This is a genomic window from Vibrio coralliilyticus ATCC BAA-450, assembly GCF_000176135.1.
Taxonomy (GTDB): Bacteria; Pseudomonadota; Gammaproteobacteria; order Enterobacterales; family Vibrionaceae; genus Vibrio; species Vibrio coralliilyticus.
The window spans coordinates 312,934-332,583 of sequence record NZ_ACZN01000013.1; the positions used below are offsets into that span (position 1 = coordinate 312,934).

Here is a 19,650-nt window from a genome sequence, read left to right on the forward strand (position 1 = left end):
CAATTATGTTTGGTAATCAAACCAGAGGTCGACTTTGTTTAAGGTTTCTGGATAAGACGATTCGCGCCAGATTTGGCGTATGGTTCGACCATCACCTGGCACACAAAGTTCAGCGCATAACTCATTAAGTGGCTCAATCACAAAACCGTATTTGTAGATATCGCTACGAGGCAATTCTGGAGCCTGTTCAGAGACATGATGGCCAAATAAGATGATGTCCAGGTCAACAGTTCGCGGCTGAAACTTCTGCGCATGTTCTTCGCGCCCCCATTTGAGCTCAATATGACGCAGTTGTCGTGAAAATTCCGTTAAACTTAATGGCGTTTTCATTTCTACGACAAGGTTATAGAAGGTGTCCCCCTCGAACCCAACCGCTTCACATTCATAAATCGTGGACAATCGAAGATCCTGACCTAGCTCAGACAACTCAACTATCGCGGCTTCAATATGTTTACGCCTTTCTACATTGGATCCTACTCCAATGTATGTGGTATTCATGCCACGCCTCGTTCAATGATCACTCCAACACCCGAAGCTTGCGGTACCGCACTAGGTTTGGTGAGGCGAATCTTGACCCATGGCACACTGAATTGCGTCATGATCAATTGAGCCACTTCTTCAGCCACACGCTCGACAAGTAAAAAACGGCCAGATTCAATATGAGATAACACTGCTGAGCTGACTTGCGCATAGTCCAGCGCATCAACCACATCATCACTTTTACCTGCTGGTTGGTTGTCATGAGCCATTTCAATATCCAAAACCAGCTTTTGTTTGATTTCCTGTTCCCAATCGTAAACGCCGATAGTGGTGATCACTTCTAACTGCTCGATAAATACTTTATCCATGCGCTTTGCTTCCTTTAGAGGTCGGATACCCAAATCAGGTAAAAAGTCGTACTATTTTTATCTCAAACGCCACGCAGTTGGTAGTTTGAGTATTCTAAGCGCGATATGATATCAATTACTTGCCTAGCTAACATCTCTTTATAACGAGTAACTTTACTATGACGCCACTAGCACTTGTCATGATCATCTTTGCCTATCTATTGGGCTCGATCTCGAGTGCAGTTTTGATCTGTCGCGTACTCAGGCTTCCTGACCCTCGTGGAGTCGGCTCTCATAACCCAGGGGCGACCAACGTGTTAAGAATTGGTGGCAAAAAGGCAGCTGCGGCAGTGCTGCTGTGCGATATGCTCAAAGGGACTATTCCCGTCTGGGGTGGTTACTTCCTGAATATCGATCCGATCATTCTTGGCGTAATTGCGATCGCAGCCTGTTTAGGCCATATGTATCCGATCTTCTTTCATTTTAAAGGTGGTAAAGGCGTTGCGACTGCCCTAGGCGCCATAGCCCCAATAGGGCTCGACTTAACAGCAATGATCATTGCGACATGGTTGTTGGTTGTATTGATTTTTCGTTATTCATCTCTGGCTGCCATCATCACGGTACTGTTAGCCCCTTTATATACGTGGATGATCAAACCTCAATACACATTACCTGTCGCTATGCTATGTTGCCTGATAGTGTTCAGACACCACCAAAATATCAGACGCTTGTTTGAGGGAACGGAACCCAAAGTCGGCGAGAAAAAGAAAGGACTCAATAAGGCCTCATGAAGAGGCCTTATTATTGTTTAGCTATATACCTTGGAAAGGAAGTTCTGAAGCATTGCGGTAACAAATTCCGGTTGCTCTAGGTTAGCAATGTGACCAGCTTTCGGCACCTGAATAAGTTCTGAGCCCGTAATGCAATCGTTCATTAAATACGATTCCAGGACCGGACGAGGAATGTCTTCTTGCCCTACAGCGATCAGCACAGGTAACGCGAACTTCTCAATATCTTCGATTTGGTCTCGACGACCAAACACCATTCGCCCCATACGTGCGACTTCCGCAGCTTGCTGACCCTTCAGATTAGATAACTTCTCTCGAAATCCAGCCACTAAATCAGGTGACTTTTGCTCTGCATTTCGCGCAAAAAACATCGGAGTAACAATATCAACGATAGGCTCTGGCACCATTTGTGCGGCCGAAATAGTTTCCAACATAGTGAAGTATTTTTTGTGGGTCACTTCTGGTTCTAAACCGACAAACGTATCCATCATAACCAGAGATTTGACACGCTCAGGTGCTAGATTCACCACTTCACTGCCCCACATACCACCAACAGAAAGCCCGATAATCGAAAACTGCTCAACTTCCAGATGGTCCATTAACGCTATAATCTGCTGAGCATAATCCACCAATGAGGTAGTTGAAGCCGGAGCAAACTCAGACTGACCATGAGCCCAAAAATCCGGCACTACGCAGCGATAGTTTTGACTCAATACTTCAATTTGAGGCGCCCACATTTCGCTGTCCCACAGATAGCTGTGACCAAAAACGATAACTGGGCCTTGGCCAACATCTTGATACGCCATTTGATGGCCATCTACAGCAAATTTATTCACAGTTTTTTCCATTGATAATATTTATAAAACCCAAGAGTATCATTAATGACAAAGTTAACACCTCGGATGTTTTCACTTTATCCGAGAATAAAGAAAAAAGGCCGACTCTCAAGAGCGGCCTTATAACAAGCAATCTATGCGATAGGTTCAAGCTGATCGATAGGCCAACGTGGCGTCGCCTGAACCGATAAATCCGCCAGCTCACCATTTTTCAATCGTTGCATACCTGCATACGCGATCATTGCTCCATTGTCGGTACAAAACTCGGTACGAGGGTAATAAACCTCACCGCCAATTTTCTGCGCAAGTTGTTCTAGATCAGCACGTAATCGACGATTAGCACTCACGCCACCCGCTATTACGATACGTTTAAAGCCCGTTTGTTCTAGCGCTCGCTTACATTTAATCGTCAATGTAGCACACACAGCTTCTTCAAACGCCAGTGCAATATCTGCACGAGTTTGTTCGTCATCACCATTCGCTGCAATGGTATTCGCTGTGAACGTTTTCAGCCCTGAGAAGCTCATATCTAAGCCAGGTCTATCTGTCATTGGACGAGGGAATTTGAAGCGCCCTGGCGTGCCTTTTTCAGCTAACTTGGAAAGCAGTGGACCACCTGGATAATCCAAACCCATCAGTTTAGCTGTTTTATCAAATGCTTCCCCTGCGGCGTCATCAATCGACTCACCGAGAATCTTATATTCACCAATGCCGTTCACTTCAACCATCATTGAGTGACCACCAGAGACCAAGACTGCGACAAATGGGAAGGGAGGAGGGTTATCTTCTAGCATAGGCGCGAGAAGGTGGCCTTCCATATGATGGACAGGCACTGCAGGTACACCCCACGCATACGCCAAGCTACGACCAATAGTTGCACCAACAAGCAACGCCCCAACCAAACCTGGACCTGCGGTATACGCCACTCCATCAATATCCTTTGGCGTCAGGTTCGCTTCGGCCATTGCGGCTTTGATCAATGGGATCGTCTTCTTTACATGATCTCGTGAGGCAAGTTCAGGTACCACACCACCATAATCGGCATGGAGCTTAACCTGACTATATAGCTTATGAGAAAGCAGCCCTTTCTCATCGTCGTAAATCGCGATGCCTGTTTCATCACATGAGGTTTCAATACCAATAATGCGCATGGTTTAACCTAGGTGTCTTAATCTCTGATTCAAAATTGGCGCAATCTTACCTCGGCTTGGCTTCGCAAACAAATTTTGTATACTGAATAGACTACAAAGGGCTTTACAAAGCCTATGTGATCGGATTAAAATTCCGCACCATTTTTGATCAAGCTGATTGTAGACCCAGCATTAAAGCTCGGTACTGTGAAGTCAGCATTAACGAATAACCCCTGAGGTGAAAGGCATATGCCAGTAGTTAAAGTACGTGAAAACGAACCGTTCGACGTTGCTCTACGTCGTTTCAAACGCTCTTGCGAAAAAGCAGGTATCCTTTCTGAAGTGCGTCGTCGTGAGCACTACGAAAAGCCAACTACAGTTCGCAAACGCGCTAAAGCAGCGGCTCAAAAGCGTCACGCTAAGAAGCTAGCTCGCGAAAACGCTCGTCGCGTTCGCCTGTACTAATAGCTAAGTCCAAAAGGATTCTAGTTATGGCTCTGATTGATACTCTCAAAGAAGAGCAAAAATTAGCGATGAAAGCCAAGGACAAACTTCGCCTTGGCACTATTCGTTTAGCTCTTTCCGCCATTAAGCAACGTGAAGTTGACGAACAGATTACTCTGGGCGACGACGATATTCTCGCTGTGCTGACGAAAATGGTTAAACAACGTCGCGACTCTGTCGCTCAATTCGAATCAGCAGGTCGACAAGATCTGGCTGACGCTGAGCAAGCTGAGATTGCTGTACTTGAGGACTTTATGCCTCAACCGCTAACTGATGAAGAAGTGGCGGCACTTATTGAGAGTGCTATTGCTGATTCATGTGCTGCGGGCATGCAAGACATGGGTAAAGTAATGGGCGTGCTTAAGCCTCAAATTCAAGGGCGTGCAGATATGGGTAAAGTAAGTGGTTTAGTTCGCGCTAAACTAGGTTAATTGCCCAACCCAAATTGCAGCAAGCCGTGCTATCCTCTGGAACGCACGGCTTGTTTGTATCTAGATTAGTCTTTTCTTTCTTTGTTAGGTTTTATGGCAGGACACATCCCCCGCAGTTTTATAGATGACCTACTGGCTCGACTGGATATCGTCGATATCATTGACGCTCGGGTAAAACTTAAGAAAAAAGGCAAAAACTACGGCGCCTGCTGCCCTTTCCACAACGAAAAAACACCTTCCTTTAGTGTTAGCCAAGAAAAGCAGTTTTATCACTGTTTCGGCTGTGGGGCACACGGCAATGCCATCGACTTCATGATGGAATATGAGCGCCTTGAATTCCCTGAAGCCATTGAAGAACTCGCCTCTTATCTTGGGATTGATGTGCCAAGAGAGCAGCGTCAGGGTGGCCGCTTTCCTGCCAATCAGCCTCAAGCAAACACCGAACAAAAACGTAATCTCTACGATTTAATGACTGGGATTGCGCAGTTCTATCGAGACCAGCTCAAACTTTCTACCAGTAAGGTCGCAATTGACTACCTCAAAGAGCGTGGTTTATCTGGTGAAATCGTTCAGAAGTTTGGCATCGGATATGTCGCTGATGAATGGGATCTGGTGCGGAAAAACTTTGGTCAGCAGAAACAAGCGCAAGATATGCTTGTATCAGGTGGGATGCTGATTGAGAACGACAAAGGCAACCGCTATGACCGCTTTCGCGGCCGGGTAATGTTCCCAATCCGTGATCGTCGAGGTCGAGTGATTGGTTTTGGTGGACGAGTTATTGGAGATGGTACACCAAAATACCTTAACTCTCCTGAAACACCTATTTTCCACAAAGGTAAAGAGCTTTACGGGCTATACGAAGTAACCCAAGCATACCGCGAGCCTCCTCAGATTCTTGTCGTCGAAGGCTATATGGATGTAGTCGCGCTAGCGCAATATGGTGTCGATTATTCAGTGGCCTCACTTGGTACGTCTACGACCGGTGATCATATTCAACTGCTGTTTCGTCAAACCAATACCGTTGTATGTTGCTATGATGGCGACCGCGCGGGTAAAGAGGCGGCTTGGCGTGCGCTAGAGAATGCGCTGCAATACCTGAAAACAGGTAATACTCTGAAGTTTTTGTTTCTTCCTGATGGTGAAGACCCAGATAGCTATATCCGAAAATACGGCAAAGATGCCTTTGAGCAGCAAATGCATCAAGCCATTCCGCTTTCACGCTACCTATTTGAAAATTTAATCGAGATTCATCAGCTCAACTTAGGAAGCAATGAAGGTAAGTCGGCGTTAAGAGCCCATGCAAGTAGCTTAATTAACAAAATTCCAGATCCTTATTTCCAAGAGTTACTGGAAAAGTTACTTGATGAACGTACAGGGTTTGATAACCGACTGCGCCAACCGCGCAGAAAGACAAATGAAACCAGACCTCAGCCACATAAGGAGCTCAAGCGCACTCCAATGCGTGAGGTTATCGCTTTGCTTATTCAAAATCCGAGCTATGCTCAAATGGTACCTGACCTCTCAAGCGTGAAAGGCTTATCGGTACCGGGATTAAGTTTATTTGTTGAGGTGCTTGAATATTGTCATCACCACCCCAATGTAAACACAGGCCAGTTGACCGAACACTGGCGAAATACGAGCCATGACGCTCTACTGTCTCGCTTAGCCGGATGGGAAATCCCGCTCGACGAAGACAACGAACAAGATATATTTTTAGACTCGCTGGACAAAATACTGGCTCAGTGCGTCGAAAAGCAAATTGAGAATCTGCAGGCCAAAGAAAGAAGTGTCGGTTTATCAACCGAAGAAAGAAGGGAGCTACTAGCACTAATGCTAGATTTAAAAGCGTAACCCTGTTCGAATAGTCAGCAACAAATTAATTTGTTAATATGTGTGGTTTGCACTCGCATACTAATTCCTTCACCAGATACTAAGTTGGATACCGTCTATGGATCAAAATCCGCAGTCACAGCTAAAACAACTTGTCATTAAAGGCAAGGAACAAGGCTATCTGACCTACGCAGAAGTAAACGACCACCTGCCAGCAGAAATCGTAGATTCCGAGCAGGTCGAAGATATCATTCAGATGATCAACGACATGGGCATTCGAGTAGTGGAAACCGCTCCGGATGCTGATGATCTTGCACTGAATGATGACGATACAATCACCGATGAAGACGCAGCTGAAGCTGCTGCTGCTGCGCTATCAAGCGTAGAGAATGAAATCGGCCGCACCACTGACCCAGTGCGCATGTACATGCGCGAAATGGGTACCGTAGAACTGCTGACTCGCGAAGGTGAGATCGATATTGCAAAGCGTATTGAAGATGGTATCAACCAAGTTCAAAATGCCGTTGCTGAGTATCCAGGAACCATCCCTTATATTCTTGAGCAGTTTGATAAGGTTCAGGCAGAAGAACTTCGCCTAACCGACCTTATCACGGGCTTCGTGGATCCAGACGCAGATGAAACGGCGGCACCAACAGCTACGCATATCGGTTCTGAACTTGCAGAATCAGATCTTGAAGATGAAGATGCTGAAGAAGAAGACGCGGAAGAGTCTGAAGACGATGAAGAAGAGGAAGATACAGGCATTGATCCTGAGCTTGCTCTAGAGAAGTTCACGGCTTTACGTAACACTTTCCAGAACTATCAGCTTGCTTGTAACGAGTATGGCAACGAGAGTCCGAAAGCAACACTTGCGCATGAAATGGTTATCGACGTCTTCAAAGAGTTCCGTCTAACACCTAAACAGTTTGACTACCTAGTTGAAGAGCTACGCACCTCAATGGAGCGTGTTCGTACTCAAGAACGCCTGATCATGAAAGCGTCTGTTGAGTATGGCAAGATGCCAAAGAAATCGTTCATTACCCTCTTCACGGGCAATGAGTCTAGCGAAGCTTGGTTAGACGAGATTCTCTCTTCAGATAAACCGTACGCGGAAAAAATCCGTCGCAGCGAAGATGATATTCGCCGTTCAATCATGAAACTAAAAGTGATTGAAGAAGAAACGTCGCTTACGGTTCAAAACATCAAAGACATCAGTCGCCGCATGTCTATCGGTGAAGCGAAAGCTCGCCGTGCTAAGAAAGAGATGGTTGAAGCAAACTTACGTCTGGTAATTTCTATTGCGAAGAAATACACCAACCGTGGCCTACAATTCTTGGATCTGATCCAGGAAGGTAACATCGGTCTGATGAAAGCAGTAGATAAGTTTGAATACCGCCGTGGTTACAAGTTCTCGACTTATGCGACTTGGTGGATTCGTCAGGCGATCACTCGTTCGATTGCTGACCAAGCACGAACTATCCGTATCCCGGTTCATATGATCGAGACGATCAACAAACTTAACCGTATCTCTCGTCAAATGCTTCAGGAAATGGGTCGCGAGCCGCTACCGGAAGAACTTGCAGAACGCATGCAGATGCCGGAAGACAAAATCCGTAAAGTTCTGAAGATTGCTAAAGAGCCAATCTCAATGGAAACACCAATCGGTGATGACGAAGATTCGCATCTAGGTGACTTCATTGAAGATACAACGCTTGAGCTACCTCTTGATTCGGCTACTTCTACAAGCCTTAAGGTTGCAACGAAAGACGTTTTGGCTGGTTTAACGCCTCGTGAGGCGAAAGTTCTCCGTATGCGTTTCGGTATCGATATGAATACTGACCATACGTTAGAAGAGGTTGGTAAACAGTTTGACGTAACACGTGAGCGTATTCGTCAGATTGAAGCAAAAGCACTACGTAAGCTTCGCCACCCTAGCCGCTCAGAAACTCTGCGCAGCTTCTTGGATGAATAACCAAGCAAATTGATTAAAAGGCGAGCATTAGCTCGCCTTTTTTATTGTTTATCGATTTAAGTGGATAAAATCTAAGCGCATTTACCCTAGATAGCGTCTAGACAGCTAGATCTGCATCCCCTATAATCATTGCCCTATATGGCCCCTTAGCTCAGTGGTTAGAGCAGTCGACTCATAATCGATTGGTCCGCAGTTCAAGTCTGCGAGGGGCCACCAAATACAAAAAAGCCTGATGAGGAAACTCATCAGGCTTTTTGCTTTCTAGATTTCTATTACCTCAGAAACCTTTGGCCTTTTTGATCAAGTCGTAGGCATTTTGAATCTCTTGTGCCTTCTCTTTGGCTACATTCATCATTTCTGGCGGCAAACCTTTTGCCATTAGCTTATCGGGGTGATGCTCATTCATCAACTTACGGTAAGCACGTTTAACTGTTTTTGTATCGGCACTACTGTCGACACCCAGCAACTTGTATGCATCACTTAATTGATCCGCAGTCGAGGCTTGTTGCCAACCGCCAGACTGGTGGGAATGCCCACCACCTGAGTGTCCTCCGAAGCCCCCTTGCTGAAAGCGAAACGCCGCTTCCTGCATACGCAAGCGCTGCTCTAGTTGGTCAGAAGAAAAGCCTAATCCTTTCGCTACCTTATGCAATACACTGCGCTCGCTCGGATGAATATCACCATCCGCAAACGCCGCCGAGATTTGCAGTTCTAAAAAGAACTGCATTAAATCAAATCGGCCACCGGACGAAATACGAACTCGTTCTAAAACCGTGTCTAACGGAAAGTCTGCTTCTTTACCCTCACGGAAAGCATTCTGTGCGGCGCGGCGTAACTCTCCATGTAGATTCATTCGTTCCATCATGGTGGTCGCCAGCTGAATTTCTTCACGAGTGACCTGGCCTTTAGCTTTCGCTACATGCCCCATTACCGCAAACGCAGCTTTGAAAAACTCTTCTTGCCGCTCAGCTTGACTAGGTCCGCCGCCAAAGCCCGAATTAAATCCAGCTTGGCGTAGACGGCGGGCTTTATCGAACTGGTGACCTAAAAATAGACCGAATATCGCACCAAATGGTCCTCCCATCAGAAAGCCAAAAAAAGTGCCGAGTATTTTGCCGAAAATATGCATTATGTGCTCTCAATCTCTGAATTTTTTCCTAGTAAAGCGGTCTGATAGTGCCGTAAGCGACAAATTCCTTTATTATAAGGACCGTTTTATTTTACATTCGGTCATCTATTCACCGGATATATCAAGTTCAACAGGATAGTAAAACTCGATGCCACGTTTTTCTCGCACCTTGTTAGCCACTTCTATTAGTGCCGCGTTTCTTATGCCTCAAGCTCAGGCTGAAGACATCCCTCTCGATACTTCACAAGAAATGCCTTTCATTGGCGAATGCCAAACATTAGACCTTATTGACCAATGTCTGGTCAATGAAGAGGAGCCTGAAAACGCAAATCAACTGCCAATTAACGTTGAAGCCGACAGTTTAGAAGCCATCAATGGTGACAAAGCCACCTACAGTGGCAATGTTACTGTCGTTCAAGGCAAGAAACGTATGAAAGCAGACAATGTTACCTTGCATCAGCAAGATAACATTGTGGTGGCAGAAGGTAACGTGACATTCAGTGATGGCGAACTGAAAACTATATCAGATAAAGCTGTCAACAAACTCAATACTGAAGAAGTGACACTAGAGAACACTAACTATAAGTTTTTATGTGAGCCTGGTCGTGGTGAAGCCGTCTATGTCTCTAAAACGGGCAAGGCTGTTTATGAGATAGAAGATGGGACGATTACATCTTGTCCAGAAGGTGATAAGTCTTGGCGAATGAAAGCATCAAGTATCGATATCGACCAGAACGAAGAAGAAGCTACCTTCTATAATCCACGCTTTGAAATCCTCAACGTGCCTGTTTTTTATCTGCCGTTTTTAACAGTTCCGATTGGTGATACACGTAAAACAGGATTCTTGTACCCAACGGTATCTTATGGCTCCAGTGATGGCTTTGAAATGGAAGTGCCGATTTACTGGAACTTGGCACCCAACTATGATTTAGAAACCACACTAAAGTACATGCAAGAACGAGGTACTCAGCTAAACAGTGAGTTTCGTTACCTGTCAGATCTCGGCTATAGTACATTGAAATCTGAATACCTACCTGATGATAAAAAATACCCAGAACAAGGAGACCGATGGGGATTTCAATGGCAACACAACGGTATTTTCCAAGAAAGCTGGAAATTCGAAATAGATTATTCCAAAGTCAGTGACATCAGCTACTTTTCTAATGTCGACTCAAGCTTGGGGAATCAATCAGATGGTCAACTTCTGCAAGAAGCGCAAGCTACTTATCGTTCATCAGCTTGGGATGCCACAATCTTAACTCGAGATTTCCAAGTATTAACAACTAGTAGCAATACTCCATACCGACTTTTGCCTCAAGTTGAGTTTAACTATTATGCTCCAGAGCTAATGCGCTATCTTGATTTTGATGTCATCAGTCATGTTTCTCAATTTGACACTGATGATCCAGATAAGCCATCAGCTACACGAGTGCATGTTGAGCCCGGTATAAAAATCCCAGTTGGTACCACTTGGGGGACTTGGACAACAGAGGCTCGAGTACTAGGCACCTACTATCAACAAGACTTAGATGGTCTTAACCTTACTGACTTTAGCAACGATGGTTACAACCTAAAGGAGTCCACTTCTCGAGTGATTCCAGAGTTTAGAACTCATGCTGGCGTGGTTCTCGAAAGGGATACCGTTCTGTTTGATAACTACACTCAGACGCTGGAACCGCAGATCCAATACCTGTATGTTCCAGAAGAAGATCAAAGTGAGATTTACCTCTACGATACAACGCTGCTGCAAACCGACTATTACGGGCTATTTCGTAGTCGTAAATATAGTGGCGTTGATCGAATTGCTGCCGCCAACCAGTTTAGCTATGGCGCATCAACACGCTTCTTTGACGATCAATATAAGGAACGTCTAAATATCTCATTCGGTCAAATCTTCTATCTTGATAAAGATACTAAGAACTCTTCACTTGCTAACCAAGACAACAAATCTGACTATTCGGCTTGGGCAGTGGAGATGGACTTCAATTACGACGATTACCTCTTCTACCATGGCGGTATCCAGTATGATATTGATACTAGTGAAGTCCAGCTTGGTAACAGTACACTTGAGTACCGCTTCTCTGGAGGCTTCATTCAAGGTAACTATCGCTACGTAACACGTAATTATCTTGAAAGTACTGTAGGAGAAAGTCTTAATTTGGATAGCTTAACTAAAGATGGAATTTCTCAGGCTGGGTTAATTGCAGGCTATCAACTAACTCGAAACTGGAATGCAAGCGCCCAATATTTCTATGATCTAACAACAGAAGAAGATTTAGAGTGGCTAGCAAACCTACGCTATACCTCAGACTGCTGGTATATAGGTTTTTCATACAGTAATCAGCTTCAGAGTGGCTTACTGTCTGATCCAGTTCAGCCAGTGTATGAAAACAACTTCAGCTTTAATTTTGGTATTATTGGCTTCGGTACTGCTATAGGCTCTGACTCCGGTGTCACCGGTTCTGATACGGCAAATAGCTCTTTAGGTTACGGACGTCCGTTCTTCTTAAACAACTAATTTAAAAGCCTGTGGTCTAACACCACAGGCTAGATATTCTCACAGGAAATTTAATGAAACTTTGGAAGCAAACCTTGCTTGGACTGATTGCAGCCAGCCAGCTTTCTTTTGTACAAGCCGAGCCTGTCGAACTAGATAAGGTAGCGGTGATTGTTAATAGCGGCGTGGTATTACAGAGTGATATTGAAACTTCGCTTAAAACCATTCGCGCTAACGCGAAAAAGAACAACCAGTCACTTCCAGATGAAGCGACTCTACGTGAGCAAGTCACAGAAAAACTGATTGTAGATACCATCCAGCAGCAAGAAGCGGAACGAATTGGCGTTCGTATAGACGACAACCGTCTAAACGAAGCGATTGACGAGATAGCCAAGAACAACAACCAAACACTTCAGCAACTGAACACCTCTATTGCGGAAGAAGGACTAAGCTACGCTCAATTTCGCGAACAGGTACGTAAAGAAATTGCCGCAAATGAGGCACGCAATGCGTTAGTTCGTCGTCGTATTAATATTCTTCCGGCTGAAGTCGATAATCTTGCGAACATTCTAGCCAAAGAAACCAACGCGACCGTGCAATACAAAATTGGCCACATCCAGCTACGCGTAAATGATGGTGATGACAAAGCTGCCATCGAAGAAAAAGCCAATCAGATCGTTAAAGAGCTCAACCAAGGTTCTGATTTCAGTACCATGGCTTACACCTATTCAAAAGGTCCTAAAGCTTTACAAGGCGGTGATTGGGGATGGATGCGTAAAGAAGAGATGCCAACCATCTTTGCCGATCAAATCAATTTGCAGAATAAAGGCAGTATTATCGGTCCATTTCGCAGCGGTGTTGGCTTTCATATCCTAAAAATTGAAGATGTGAAGGGGCTTGAGACGGTTGCAGTCACAGAAGTGAATGCCCGTCATATTCTGATTAAACCAACCGTAATTCTTAGCGATGAAGGCGTTCAGAAAGAGCTTCTAGATATTACTCGACGAATTCAATCAGGCAAAGCAACCTTTGCGGAAATGGCTCAGCAATACAGCCAAGACCCTGGTTCAGCGGCCCAGCAAGGTGAGCTTGGTTACCAAACCTCTGATCTTTACGTACCTGAATTCAAACATCAGGTCGACACACTACCTGTGGGTCAAATCAGTGAACCATTCAAAACCGTACACGGCTGGCACATTGTTGAAGTGATGGATAGACGTGAGGTCGATCGCACTGATTCAGCACTAAAGAACAAAGCGTATCGAATTATCTTTAACCGTAAATTCAACGAAGAAGCCAGTGCTTGGCTACAGGAAATCCGCGCCAGTGCATTTGTTGAAGTGGTCAAGGAAGAACAGGATGACAATTAAGCGCATCGTTGTAACCGCGGGCGAACCCGCAGGTATCGGCCCAGATTTGGTCCTAGCCCTTTCTAAGCAAAGCTGGCCACACCAAATAGTGGTCAGTGCGGATAAAGGTTTGCTGGAGCAACGCGCTAAACAACTCAATATCGACGTACAACTTATTGATTATGATGCTGCAGAGATTCCTACACCTCAGCAATCTGGCTCGTTGGTTGTCGATCATATTGCGCTTAATGTCCCCGCGATTGCGGGTCAGCTCGATGAGAGAAATGGCCATTACGTATTAGAAACACTAGAAAGAGCCGCTTTGGGCTGTATGAATGGTGAGTTTGATGCTATTGTCACCGGCCCTGTGCACAAAGGCGTAATTAATCGATCTGGCGTCGCGTTTAGTGGTCATACTGAGTTCTTTGCTGACAAATCAAATACGCCACTGGTGGTGATGATGCTGGCTACCGAAGGACTCAGAGTTGCTTTGGTGACGACTCATATTCCATTGGCTTACGTTTCTAAAGCAGTAACCGAAGATAGGCTAAAGAAAATAGTGCATATTCTCCATCAGGATTTGGTTGAGAAGTTTGCTATTTCATCACCTAAAATATATGTCTGTGGATTGAATCCACATGCAGGAGAAGATGGCTGTCTGGGTCGGGAAGAAATTGACACCATCACGCCAACACTGGAGAAGCTGCGTCAGGAAGACGGTATTGATCTTGTCGGGCCACTCCCTGCCGATACGATTTTTAACGAAAAGTACCTCAACGAGGCGGATGCCGTATTGGGCATGTACCACGATCAGGTTCTCCCAGTGCTAAAATATAAAGGTTTCGGTCGTTCAGTGAACATTACTCTGGGCCTACCATTTATCAGGACATCCGTGGATCACGGCACTGCATTGGACCTTGCAGGGACAGGTGATGCAGATACAGGAAGTTTTACAACGGCACTGACTCACGCAATTGAGCTTGTCGATAAGAAAACCAGTTAACTTGAGAACACTATGAGAAACGATGTCCATTTAGGGCACAAAGCACGTAAACGCTTTGGTCAAAACTTCTTAAACGATCCATACATCATTGATGGTATTGTCTCTGCAATCAATCCTAAGCCAGGCCAGAACTTGGTTGAGATTGGTCCCGGCCTAGGTGCAATTACAGAACCGGTTGGTCGAGAAGTGGATAAGTTCACAGTGATTGAACTTGACCGTGATTTGGCTGAGCGCTTAAGAACTCATCCAGAATTAGCCGAAAAGCTAACCATTCACGAAGGCGATGCCATGCGTTTCGACTTCACTCAATTGGTGAAGCCTAACAATAGATTACGCATTTTTGGTAACCTGCCATACAACATCTCTACTCCGTTGATGTTCCACCTCTTTGAGTACCATAAAGATATTCAAGATATGCACTTTATGCTGCAGAAAGAAGTGGTTAACCGTTTAGCAGCAGGTCCAGGCACAAAAGCTTACGGCCGCCTAACCGTCATGGCGCAATACTATTGTAAGGTGGTACCAGTACTGGAAGTTCCACCGACGGCGTTCGTTCCACCACCAAAAGTCGATTCTGCTGTTGTTCGTCTGGTCCCTTACGAGACGTTACCTTATCCAGCGACAAGCCTTAACTGGTTAGATCGCGTATGTCGTGACGGCTTCAACCAAAGACGTAAAACAGTCCGAAACTGTTATAAATCTTTAGTCAATGCTGAGATTCTAGAACAACTGGGCATCAACCCAGGAATGCGCCCAGAGAACTTAACATTGGAGCAATTTGTCGACTTAGCCAACTGGTTGGACGCAAACCACAAATAATCTTCATATAATTAGAGTTGTAACCTATTGGTCTACAACTCTAATTTTTTTGACTTGTACGCAGGAGTCTACATGGAAGCTAACCCTTGTATTAAAGTTCAAGTTCATACCAAGTATATCTCAGAGCAGTCTCAGCCTGATTCAAAACGCTACGTCTTTGCCTACGTCATCACAATAAAAAACCTCAGCAATCAAACCGTCCAACTCATTAGTCGTCGCTGGCTGATTACTGACGCCAATGGCAAACAGATGACGGTGGAAGGTGATGGTGTGGTTGGTCAACAGCCATTCATTCCGGGAAGTGATGAGTATACTTACAGCAGCGGCACCGCTCTAGAAACACCAGTCGGTGTAATGCAAGGACAATATATTCTCCTTGATGAAAAAGGCCGAGAGTTTAGCACCGAAATAGAACCCTTCAGACTCGCTCTACCGAATATTCTCAACTAATATCCACACAGGAATTTTTGTGTCTAATTACATCGTCGGTGATATTCAAGGCTGCTTTGATGAGCTCAAACTACTACTCAAACAAGCGAGTTTCAATCCTCAATCTGATACGCTCTGGGTCGCTGGTGATCTGGTTGCTCGAGGGCCAAAATCGCTAGAGACACTGCGCTTTATTAAAGGTCTAGGTCAATCAGCTAAAGTGGTTTTAGGTAATCATGACCTGCATTTACTTGCCGTATCAATAGGTGTACACAAAGTTAAGAGCAAAGATAAGACGGCTCCTATCTTTAATGCTGACGACAAACAAGAGCTACTCAATTGGCTTAGGCAGCAACCCCTTTTCGCTGAACATGATGAGTTCGTGATGTGCCATGCAGGCATTTCGCCACAGTGGTCGCTTGATGTCGCTAGAAACAGTGCCAGAGAGGTCGAAGCCATTTTACAGAGCAAAGAATGGCATTGGCTGATCAAAAACATGTACGATAATCAACCCGACTCATGGTCTGACAAGCTCGAAGGCATTGAGCGCTACCGTTACATCATTAACGCCTTCACGCGAATGCGCTTCTGCTTTTCCGACGGAAGGTTAGACATGGCTTGTAAGCGTCCACCAAAAGACGTCCAAGATAGTCATTTAACGCCATGGTTTGAACTTAACAATCGTATTCCGCTGAATAAGACAGTGTTGTTTGGCCACTGGGCTGCATTGGAAGGTTATACCGGCAAGGATGTCATTGGATTAGATACCGGCTGCGTATGGGGTGGCAGCTTGACGATGTTGAGATGGGAAGATAAGACGTTTTTTACACAAAATTCGCTAGAGAGCTAGAGAGCCGACAACAATCAGCTACTCCAGATCATAAACTGTTAACTAATCTGCTAGCCCTGTCGCTCTAAAACAACAAATCGCATATCGTACGCATTTTTCTCATCCGCTGCGTAGTTTTCAGAATGGCTTTCTTTAAACATATCTCCCCAAGACGGAAATTGGGTATCGCCTTCTATTTGGGCATCGATATAAGTCACGTAGAGCTTATCCGCTTGAGGAAGGCAGGCTTTATAAATCGCACCACCACCAATGATCATCACTTCTTCCACGTCACCAGCAGCTTTTATGGCGTCGTCAATAGAGGTCACTGTCGTGACGTCTTCAATGGCTAAGTTAGCATCACGACTGATCACAATATTCTGACGACCTGGAAGTGGTCGACCAATCGACTCGTACGTCTTACGCCCCATAACAACAGGCTTGCCCATAGTACAACGTTTGAACCAAGCAAAATCTGCGGGTAGATGCCACGGCATTTGATTGTCTTTACCAATTACTCGATCTTTTGCCATGGCGGCGATCATACTGATGATCATTGCTGATGCTCCTTTAAAACGTCTCAGATTATCGGTTTCCGGCGATAGAATAGCAATCCCGGCATCGCTAAGCCAACCGCTAATCCCGCAATTATAAACATTGCTTTAAGGAAGTTTTCTGCCAACATCGCGACCAACTCATGGCTGTACCCTCTATGATTAAGCTCCACTAAGGCAATCATTGCCTTAAACGCAAATACACCTGGAACCATAGGAATCAACGCCGCTACGGTGAACACTTTCGGATGAGCGAGAAAGCGATGAGACCAATGGATACCAACAATACTAACCAACATCGCAGCAAAAAAGGTGGCCCATTCGATAGGGATACCAAAATGCATCATCAAATAACGTGAACCATGACCAATTGCCCCCCCGATAGCACAATAGACCAAGGCTTTTTGGGGGACATTAAAGACTAAAGCAAAACCCACAGCAGGAATCGCGGCAAACAGCATGTCGTTGAGCAAAGCAACCAATAAATCAAACCACATCACAACACCCACCCCCAGACACCAACTAGGCTCATGGCCGCGACGATACCAAGGCAGGTTGCCAAGGTAAGCAGGCTTGCCATAACAAAGCGAGCAATGCCCATATTGATACAGCCTTTGAGCATATCAGCGACAGCATTAATTAGCGGGAACCCTGGCACCAGCATAAGTACCGAAGAGGCCATAACCAAAAACGGCGAATTACCTAGCCCATAAATTACCGCTTGCGCTGACACAACAGTTGTAACAAACGCTGTCGCGGCAAAGTTCATCAAGGGGTTAAAGTGGCGATGGCCGATTTCTTGCCTGACTATCATTCCGATCGAAGAAGCGATGAATGTCATAGCAAAGACCACCCAATCCCCTCCCGCTAGTCGACTAAATGCAGCGCAAGATAAGCCGATCATACCTACAACTAGCCATCTGTTATAACGTTCGGGACTAATTCTTTCCAGTTTATGCTGAGCCAAGGCATGATCTATGATTCCCCTTTCGAGCATGATACAAATCCGTTGTATCTGGGTGATGACCCTCATGTTGATTCCGCGATCAGGGCTGCGGCGTGCAGTGGTAATACAGTGCTCCTGATACACAGTCGTCACTACTAACGAACTTGCAGACAAAGAAACTTCCACCTCATCCATGCCACTCGCAAGTCCGATGCGTCGAGTAATATCCCCTACCAATGTGCTCTCTGCACCATGCGCAAGCAGCATTTGCCCGGCTTGAGCGATAAGGCGAGAAACACTGCGTTGTTTTGAAACCATAAATCAATCCTACTCCTTTAGAATCCTGCTATTGTGGCGAATCACGCCGACGATTGATTTGATTTAAATACAAAAAAGCCGCAATGCTTTAAACATTGCGGCTTTCAATCAACTTAAGGATTATTCGCGGACATAAACGACATGCCCGTCGTCTTCTTCATCGTCCCAATCATCCCAGTCATCGTCGTCTTCAGTAATGACGTCTTTGCCTGACATTGCGTCTTTATGGTAATCATCCCACATGAAGTCAACTTTCTCTTCTTCAGAGATCTCTTCTTCTTCACGAGGTAGATTCTCCATAAAGTCAGCCAACTTGTAACAAAGCTCTTTGGTTCCTTGCTTATTCACCGCGGAGATCTTGTAGTAGTCCTCTTCCCAACCTAGAGCATCGAGAATATTTTGGATCACTTCGTTCGCTTCTTCTTCAGGCATCAAATCAACCTTGTTGAAGATAAGCCAACGCGGCTTGTCTGCTAACTTCTCACTGTACTGCTCAAGCTCATCAATGATGGTTAAGGCATTCTGTACAGGATCACTTTGATCAATTGGCATAATGTCGATCATATGCAGTAGAACTCGACAACGCTCTAAATGTTTCAAGAAGCGAATACCAAGGCCAGCGCCATCCGCAGCGCCTTCGATCAATCCAGGAATATCCGCGACAACAAAGCTCTTCTCAGGTACAACACTGACTACACCTAAGCTAGGGATCAAAGTCGTAAATGGGTAGTCAGCTACTTTTGGCTTAGCTGCTGATACAGAACGAATAAATGTCGATTTACCTGCATTCGGCAAACCAAGCATACCCACATCAGCAAGTAGCAACAGCTCTAAACGAACTTCGCGAATTTCACCTTTAGTACCTAACGTCTTTTGACGCGGTGCACGGTTGACTGACGATTTAAAACGCGTGTTACCTAAACCGTGCCAACCACCTTTTGCGACCATGATCTTTTTGCCATGCTCAGCAACTTCCGCCACGATTTCATTGGTGTGAATATCCACAGCGCGAGTACCAACAGGCACACGTAGAACTTTGTCTTTACCACGTTTACCAGTACAGTTACCGCCACGGCCATTTTCACCACGTTCTGCTTCATAGAAGCGCTGGAAGCGATAATCAATTAACGTGTTAAGGTTTTCGTCAGCTTGGATGTAAACATCGCCGCCATCACCACCGTCACCACCGTCCGGACCGCCTTTCGCAACGAATTTCTCTCGCCAGAAACTCACTACACCGTTACCGCCGTCTCCGGCCTGAACTTTAACTACCGCTTCATCAACGAATTTCATCTCTTACTCCGCCCAATTGCTACATCACGTAGCTGCGTTGCAAATATCATCTCACTAACCGTATTTAGGCAAATGAATGATATAAATTCTAGCAGATCCCAATTTCAGATCGATCACCTAAAATCCCAGATCGTTCTGCTACTCAGGAATATATAATGAGGGACTT

Annotated in this window: 20 protein-coding genes and 1 tRNA gene; 12 read left to right on the forward strand and 9 right to left on the reverse strand. The window is 45.3% G+C overall.

Features of this window, described 5'->3' with window-relative positions:
- Positions 1-3 precede the first annotated feature (3 nt).
- Together folK and folB are read right to left on the reverse strand one after the other, a co-directional pair.
- On the reverse strand, positions 4-498 hold the full coding sequence (folK, locus tag VIC_RS04770; RefSeq protein ID WP_006958171.1) for a 2-amino-4-hydroxy-6-hydroxymethyldihydropteridine diphosphokinase: 495 nt from the start codon (positions 496-498) through the stop codon (positions 4-6).
- Positions 495-848: a dihydroneopterin aldolase gene (gene folB / locus VIC_RS04775; protein WP_006958173.1), complete on the reverse strand. Its 354-nt coding sequence runs from the start codon at positions 846-848 to the stop codon at positions 495-497. The genes folK and folB overlap by 4 nt, the downstream gene beginning before the upstream one ends.
- A gap of 158 nt (positions 849-1,006) precedes the next feature.
- On the opposite strand from folB, the gene plsY reads away from it, so the two are divergent.
- On the forward strand, positions 1,007-1,618 hold the full coding sequence (gene plsY / locus VIC_RS04780; RefSeq protein WP_006958174.1) for a glycerol-3-phosphate 1-O-acyltransferase PlsY: 612 nt from the start codon (positions 1,007-1,009) through the stop codon (positions 1,616-1,618).
- A 17-nt stretch (positions 1,619-1,635) separates the two neighbouring features.
- On the opposite strand, the gene VIC_RS04785 is transcribed toward plsY, so the two are convergent.
- Both VIC_RS04785 and tsaD read right to left on the reverse strand, forming a co-directional pair.
- The gene (locus VIC_RS04785; protein WP_006958175.1) at positions 1,636-2,451 is read right to left on the reverse strand and encodes an alpha/beta fold hydrolase; all 816 of its coding nucleotides are present in this window, start codon (positions 2,449-2,451) and stop codon (positions 1,636-1,638) included.
- A 134-nt stretch (positions 2,452-2,585) separates the two neighbouring features.
- Complete coding sequence (gene tsaD, locus VIC_RS04790; RefSeq protein ID WP_006958176.1) at positions 2,586-3,602, reverse strand: tRNA (adenosine(37)-N6)-threonylcarbamoyltransferase complex transferase subunit TsaD; 1,017 nt, start codon at positions 3,600-3,602, stop codon at positions 2,586-2,588.
- Between the two features lie 228 nt (positions 3,603-3,830).
- Here tsaD and rpsU point away from each other — a divergent pair, with 228 nt between their 5' ends.
- From rpsU to VIC_RS04815, 5 genes are all read left to right on the forward strand, one after another.
- Positions 3,831-4,046: a 30S ribosomal protein S21 gene (gene rpsU, locus VIC_RS04795; RefSeq protein WP_001145625.1), complete on the forward strand. Its 216-nt coding sequence runs from the start codon at positions 3,831-3,833 to the stop codon at positions 4,044-4,046.
- 26 nt (positions 4,047-4,072) lie between these two features.
- Complete coding sequence (locus VIC_RS04800) at positions 4,073-4,516, forward strand: GatB/YqeY domain-containing protein (RefSeq protein ID WP_006958177.1); 444 nt, start codon at positions 4,073-4,075, stop codon at positions 4,514-4,516.
- A gap of 93 nt (positions 4,517-4,609) precedes the next feature.
- Positions 4,610-6,367: a DNA primase gene (dnaG, locus tag VIC_RS04805; RefSeq protein WP_006958178.1), complete on the forward strand. Its 1,758-nt coding sequence runs from the start codon at positions 4,610-4,612 to the stop codon at positions 6,365-6,367.
- Positions 6,368-6,464: 97 nt separating this feature from the next.
- Entirely contained in the window at positions 6,465-8,318 is a 1,854-nt protein-coding gene (rpoD, locus tag VIC_RS04810) for an RNA polymerase sigma factor RpoD (protein WP_006958179.1), read from the forward strand.
- A 140-nt stretch (positions 8,319-8,458) separates the two neighbouring features.
- Positions 8,459-8,534 (forward strand) — tRNA-Ile (locus VIC_RS04815).
- 61 nt (positions 8,535-8,595) lie between these two features.
- Here VIC_RS04815 and djlA read toward each other — a convergent pair.
- A complete protein-coding gene (gene djlA, locus VIC_RS04820; protein WP_006958180.1) occupies positions 8,596-9,447 on the reverse strand; it encodes a co-chaperone DjlA in 852 nt (283 codons plus the stop codon).
- Positions 9,448-9,595: 148 nt separating this feature from the next.
- Here djlA and lptD point away from each other — a divergent pair, with 148 nt between their 5' ends.
- The 6 genes from lptD (at position 9,596) to apaH (ending at position 16,394) form a co-directional block, all read left to right on the forward strand.
- Positions 9,596-11,965, forward strand: a complete 2,370-nt coding sequence (lptD, locus tag VIC_RS04825) for an LPS assembly protein LptD (protein WP_006958181.1) — start codon at positions 9,596-9,598, stop codon at positions 11,963-11,965.
- 53 nt (positions 11,966-12,018) lie between these two features.
- Positions 12,019-13,314 carry a peptidylprolyl isomerase SurA gene (gene surA, locus VIC_RS04830; protein WP_006958182.1) on the forward strand — a complete coding sequence of 432 codons (1,296 nt, stop codon included), beginning with the start codon at positions 12,019-12,021 and terminating at the stop codon, positions 13,312-13,314.
- Positions 13,304-14,296, forward strand: coding sequence for a 4-hydroxythreonine-4-phosphate dehydrogenase PdxA (gene pdxA, locus VIC_RS04835; protein ID WP_006958183.1), 993 nt, complete (start codon positions 13,304-13,306; stop codon positions 14,294-14,296). Before surA ends, pdxA begins: the two co-directional genes overlap by 11 nt.
- Before the next feature lie 12 nt (positions 14,297-14,308).
- The gene (rsmA, locus tag VIC_RS04840; RefSeq protein ID WP_006958184.1) at positions 14,309-15,115 is read left to right on the forward strand and encodes a 16S rRNA (adenine(1518)-N(6)/adenine(1519)-N(6))-dimethyltransferase RsmA; all 807 of its coding nucleotides are present in this window, start codon (positions 14,309-14,311) and stop codon (positions 15,113-15,115) included.
- Between the two features lie 72 nt (positions 15,116-15,187).
- Entirely contained in the window at positions 15,188-15,565 is a 378-nt protein-coding gene (gene apaG, locus VIC_RS04845) for a Co2+/Mg2+ efflux protein ApaG (protein ID WP_006958185.1), read from the forward strand.
- A gap of 19 nt (positions 15,566-15,584) precedes the next feature.
- Positions 15,585-16,394 carry a bis(5'-nucleosyl)-tetraphosphatase (symmetrical) ApaH gene (gene apaH / locus VIC_RS04850; RefSeq protein WP_006958186.1) on the forward strand — a complete coding sequence of 270 codons (810 nt, stop codon included), beginning with the start codon at positions 15,585-15,587 and terminating at the stop codon, positions 16,392-16,394.
- 50 nt (positions 16,395-16,444) lie between these two features.
- Here apaH and folA read toward each other — a convergent pair whose 3' ends face one another.
- The 4 genes from folA to cgtA form a co-directional block, all read right to left on the reverse strand.
- Positions 16,445-16,930, reverse strand: a complete 486-nt coding sequence (folA, locus tag VIC_RS04855; protein ID WP_006958192.1) for a type 3 dihydrofolate reductase — start codon at positions 16,928-16,930, stop codon at positions 16,445-16,447.
- A 23-nt stretch (positions 16,931-16,953) separates the two neighbouring features.
- Positions 16,954-17,424: a threonine/serine exporter family protein gene (locus VIC_RS04860; protein ID WP_006958194.1), complete on the reverse strand. Its 471-nt coding sequence runs from the start codon at positions 17,422-17,424 to the stop codon at positions 16,954-16,956.
- On the reverse strand, positions 17,424-18,191 hold the full coding sequence (locus VIC_RS04865) for a threonine/serine exporter family protein (RefSeq protein WP_006958201.1): 768 nt from the start codon (positions 18,189-18,191) through the stop codon (positions 17,424-17,426). The genes VIC_RS04860 and VIC_RS04865 overlap by 1 nt, the downstream gene beginning before the upstream one ends.
- A 120-nt stretch (positions 18,192-18,311) precedes the next feature.
- Positions 18,312-19,484, reverse strand: coding sequence for an Obg family GTPase CgtA (gene cgtA / locus VIC_RS04870; protein WP_006958202.1), 1,173 nt, complete (start codon positions 19,482-19,484; stop codon positions 18,312-18,314).
- Between the last annotated feature and the right edge of the window lie 166 nt (positions 19,485-19,650).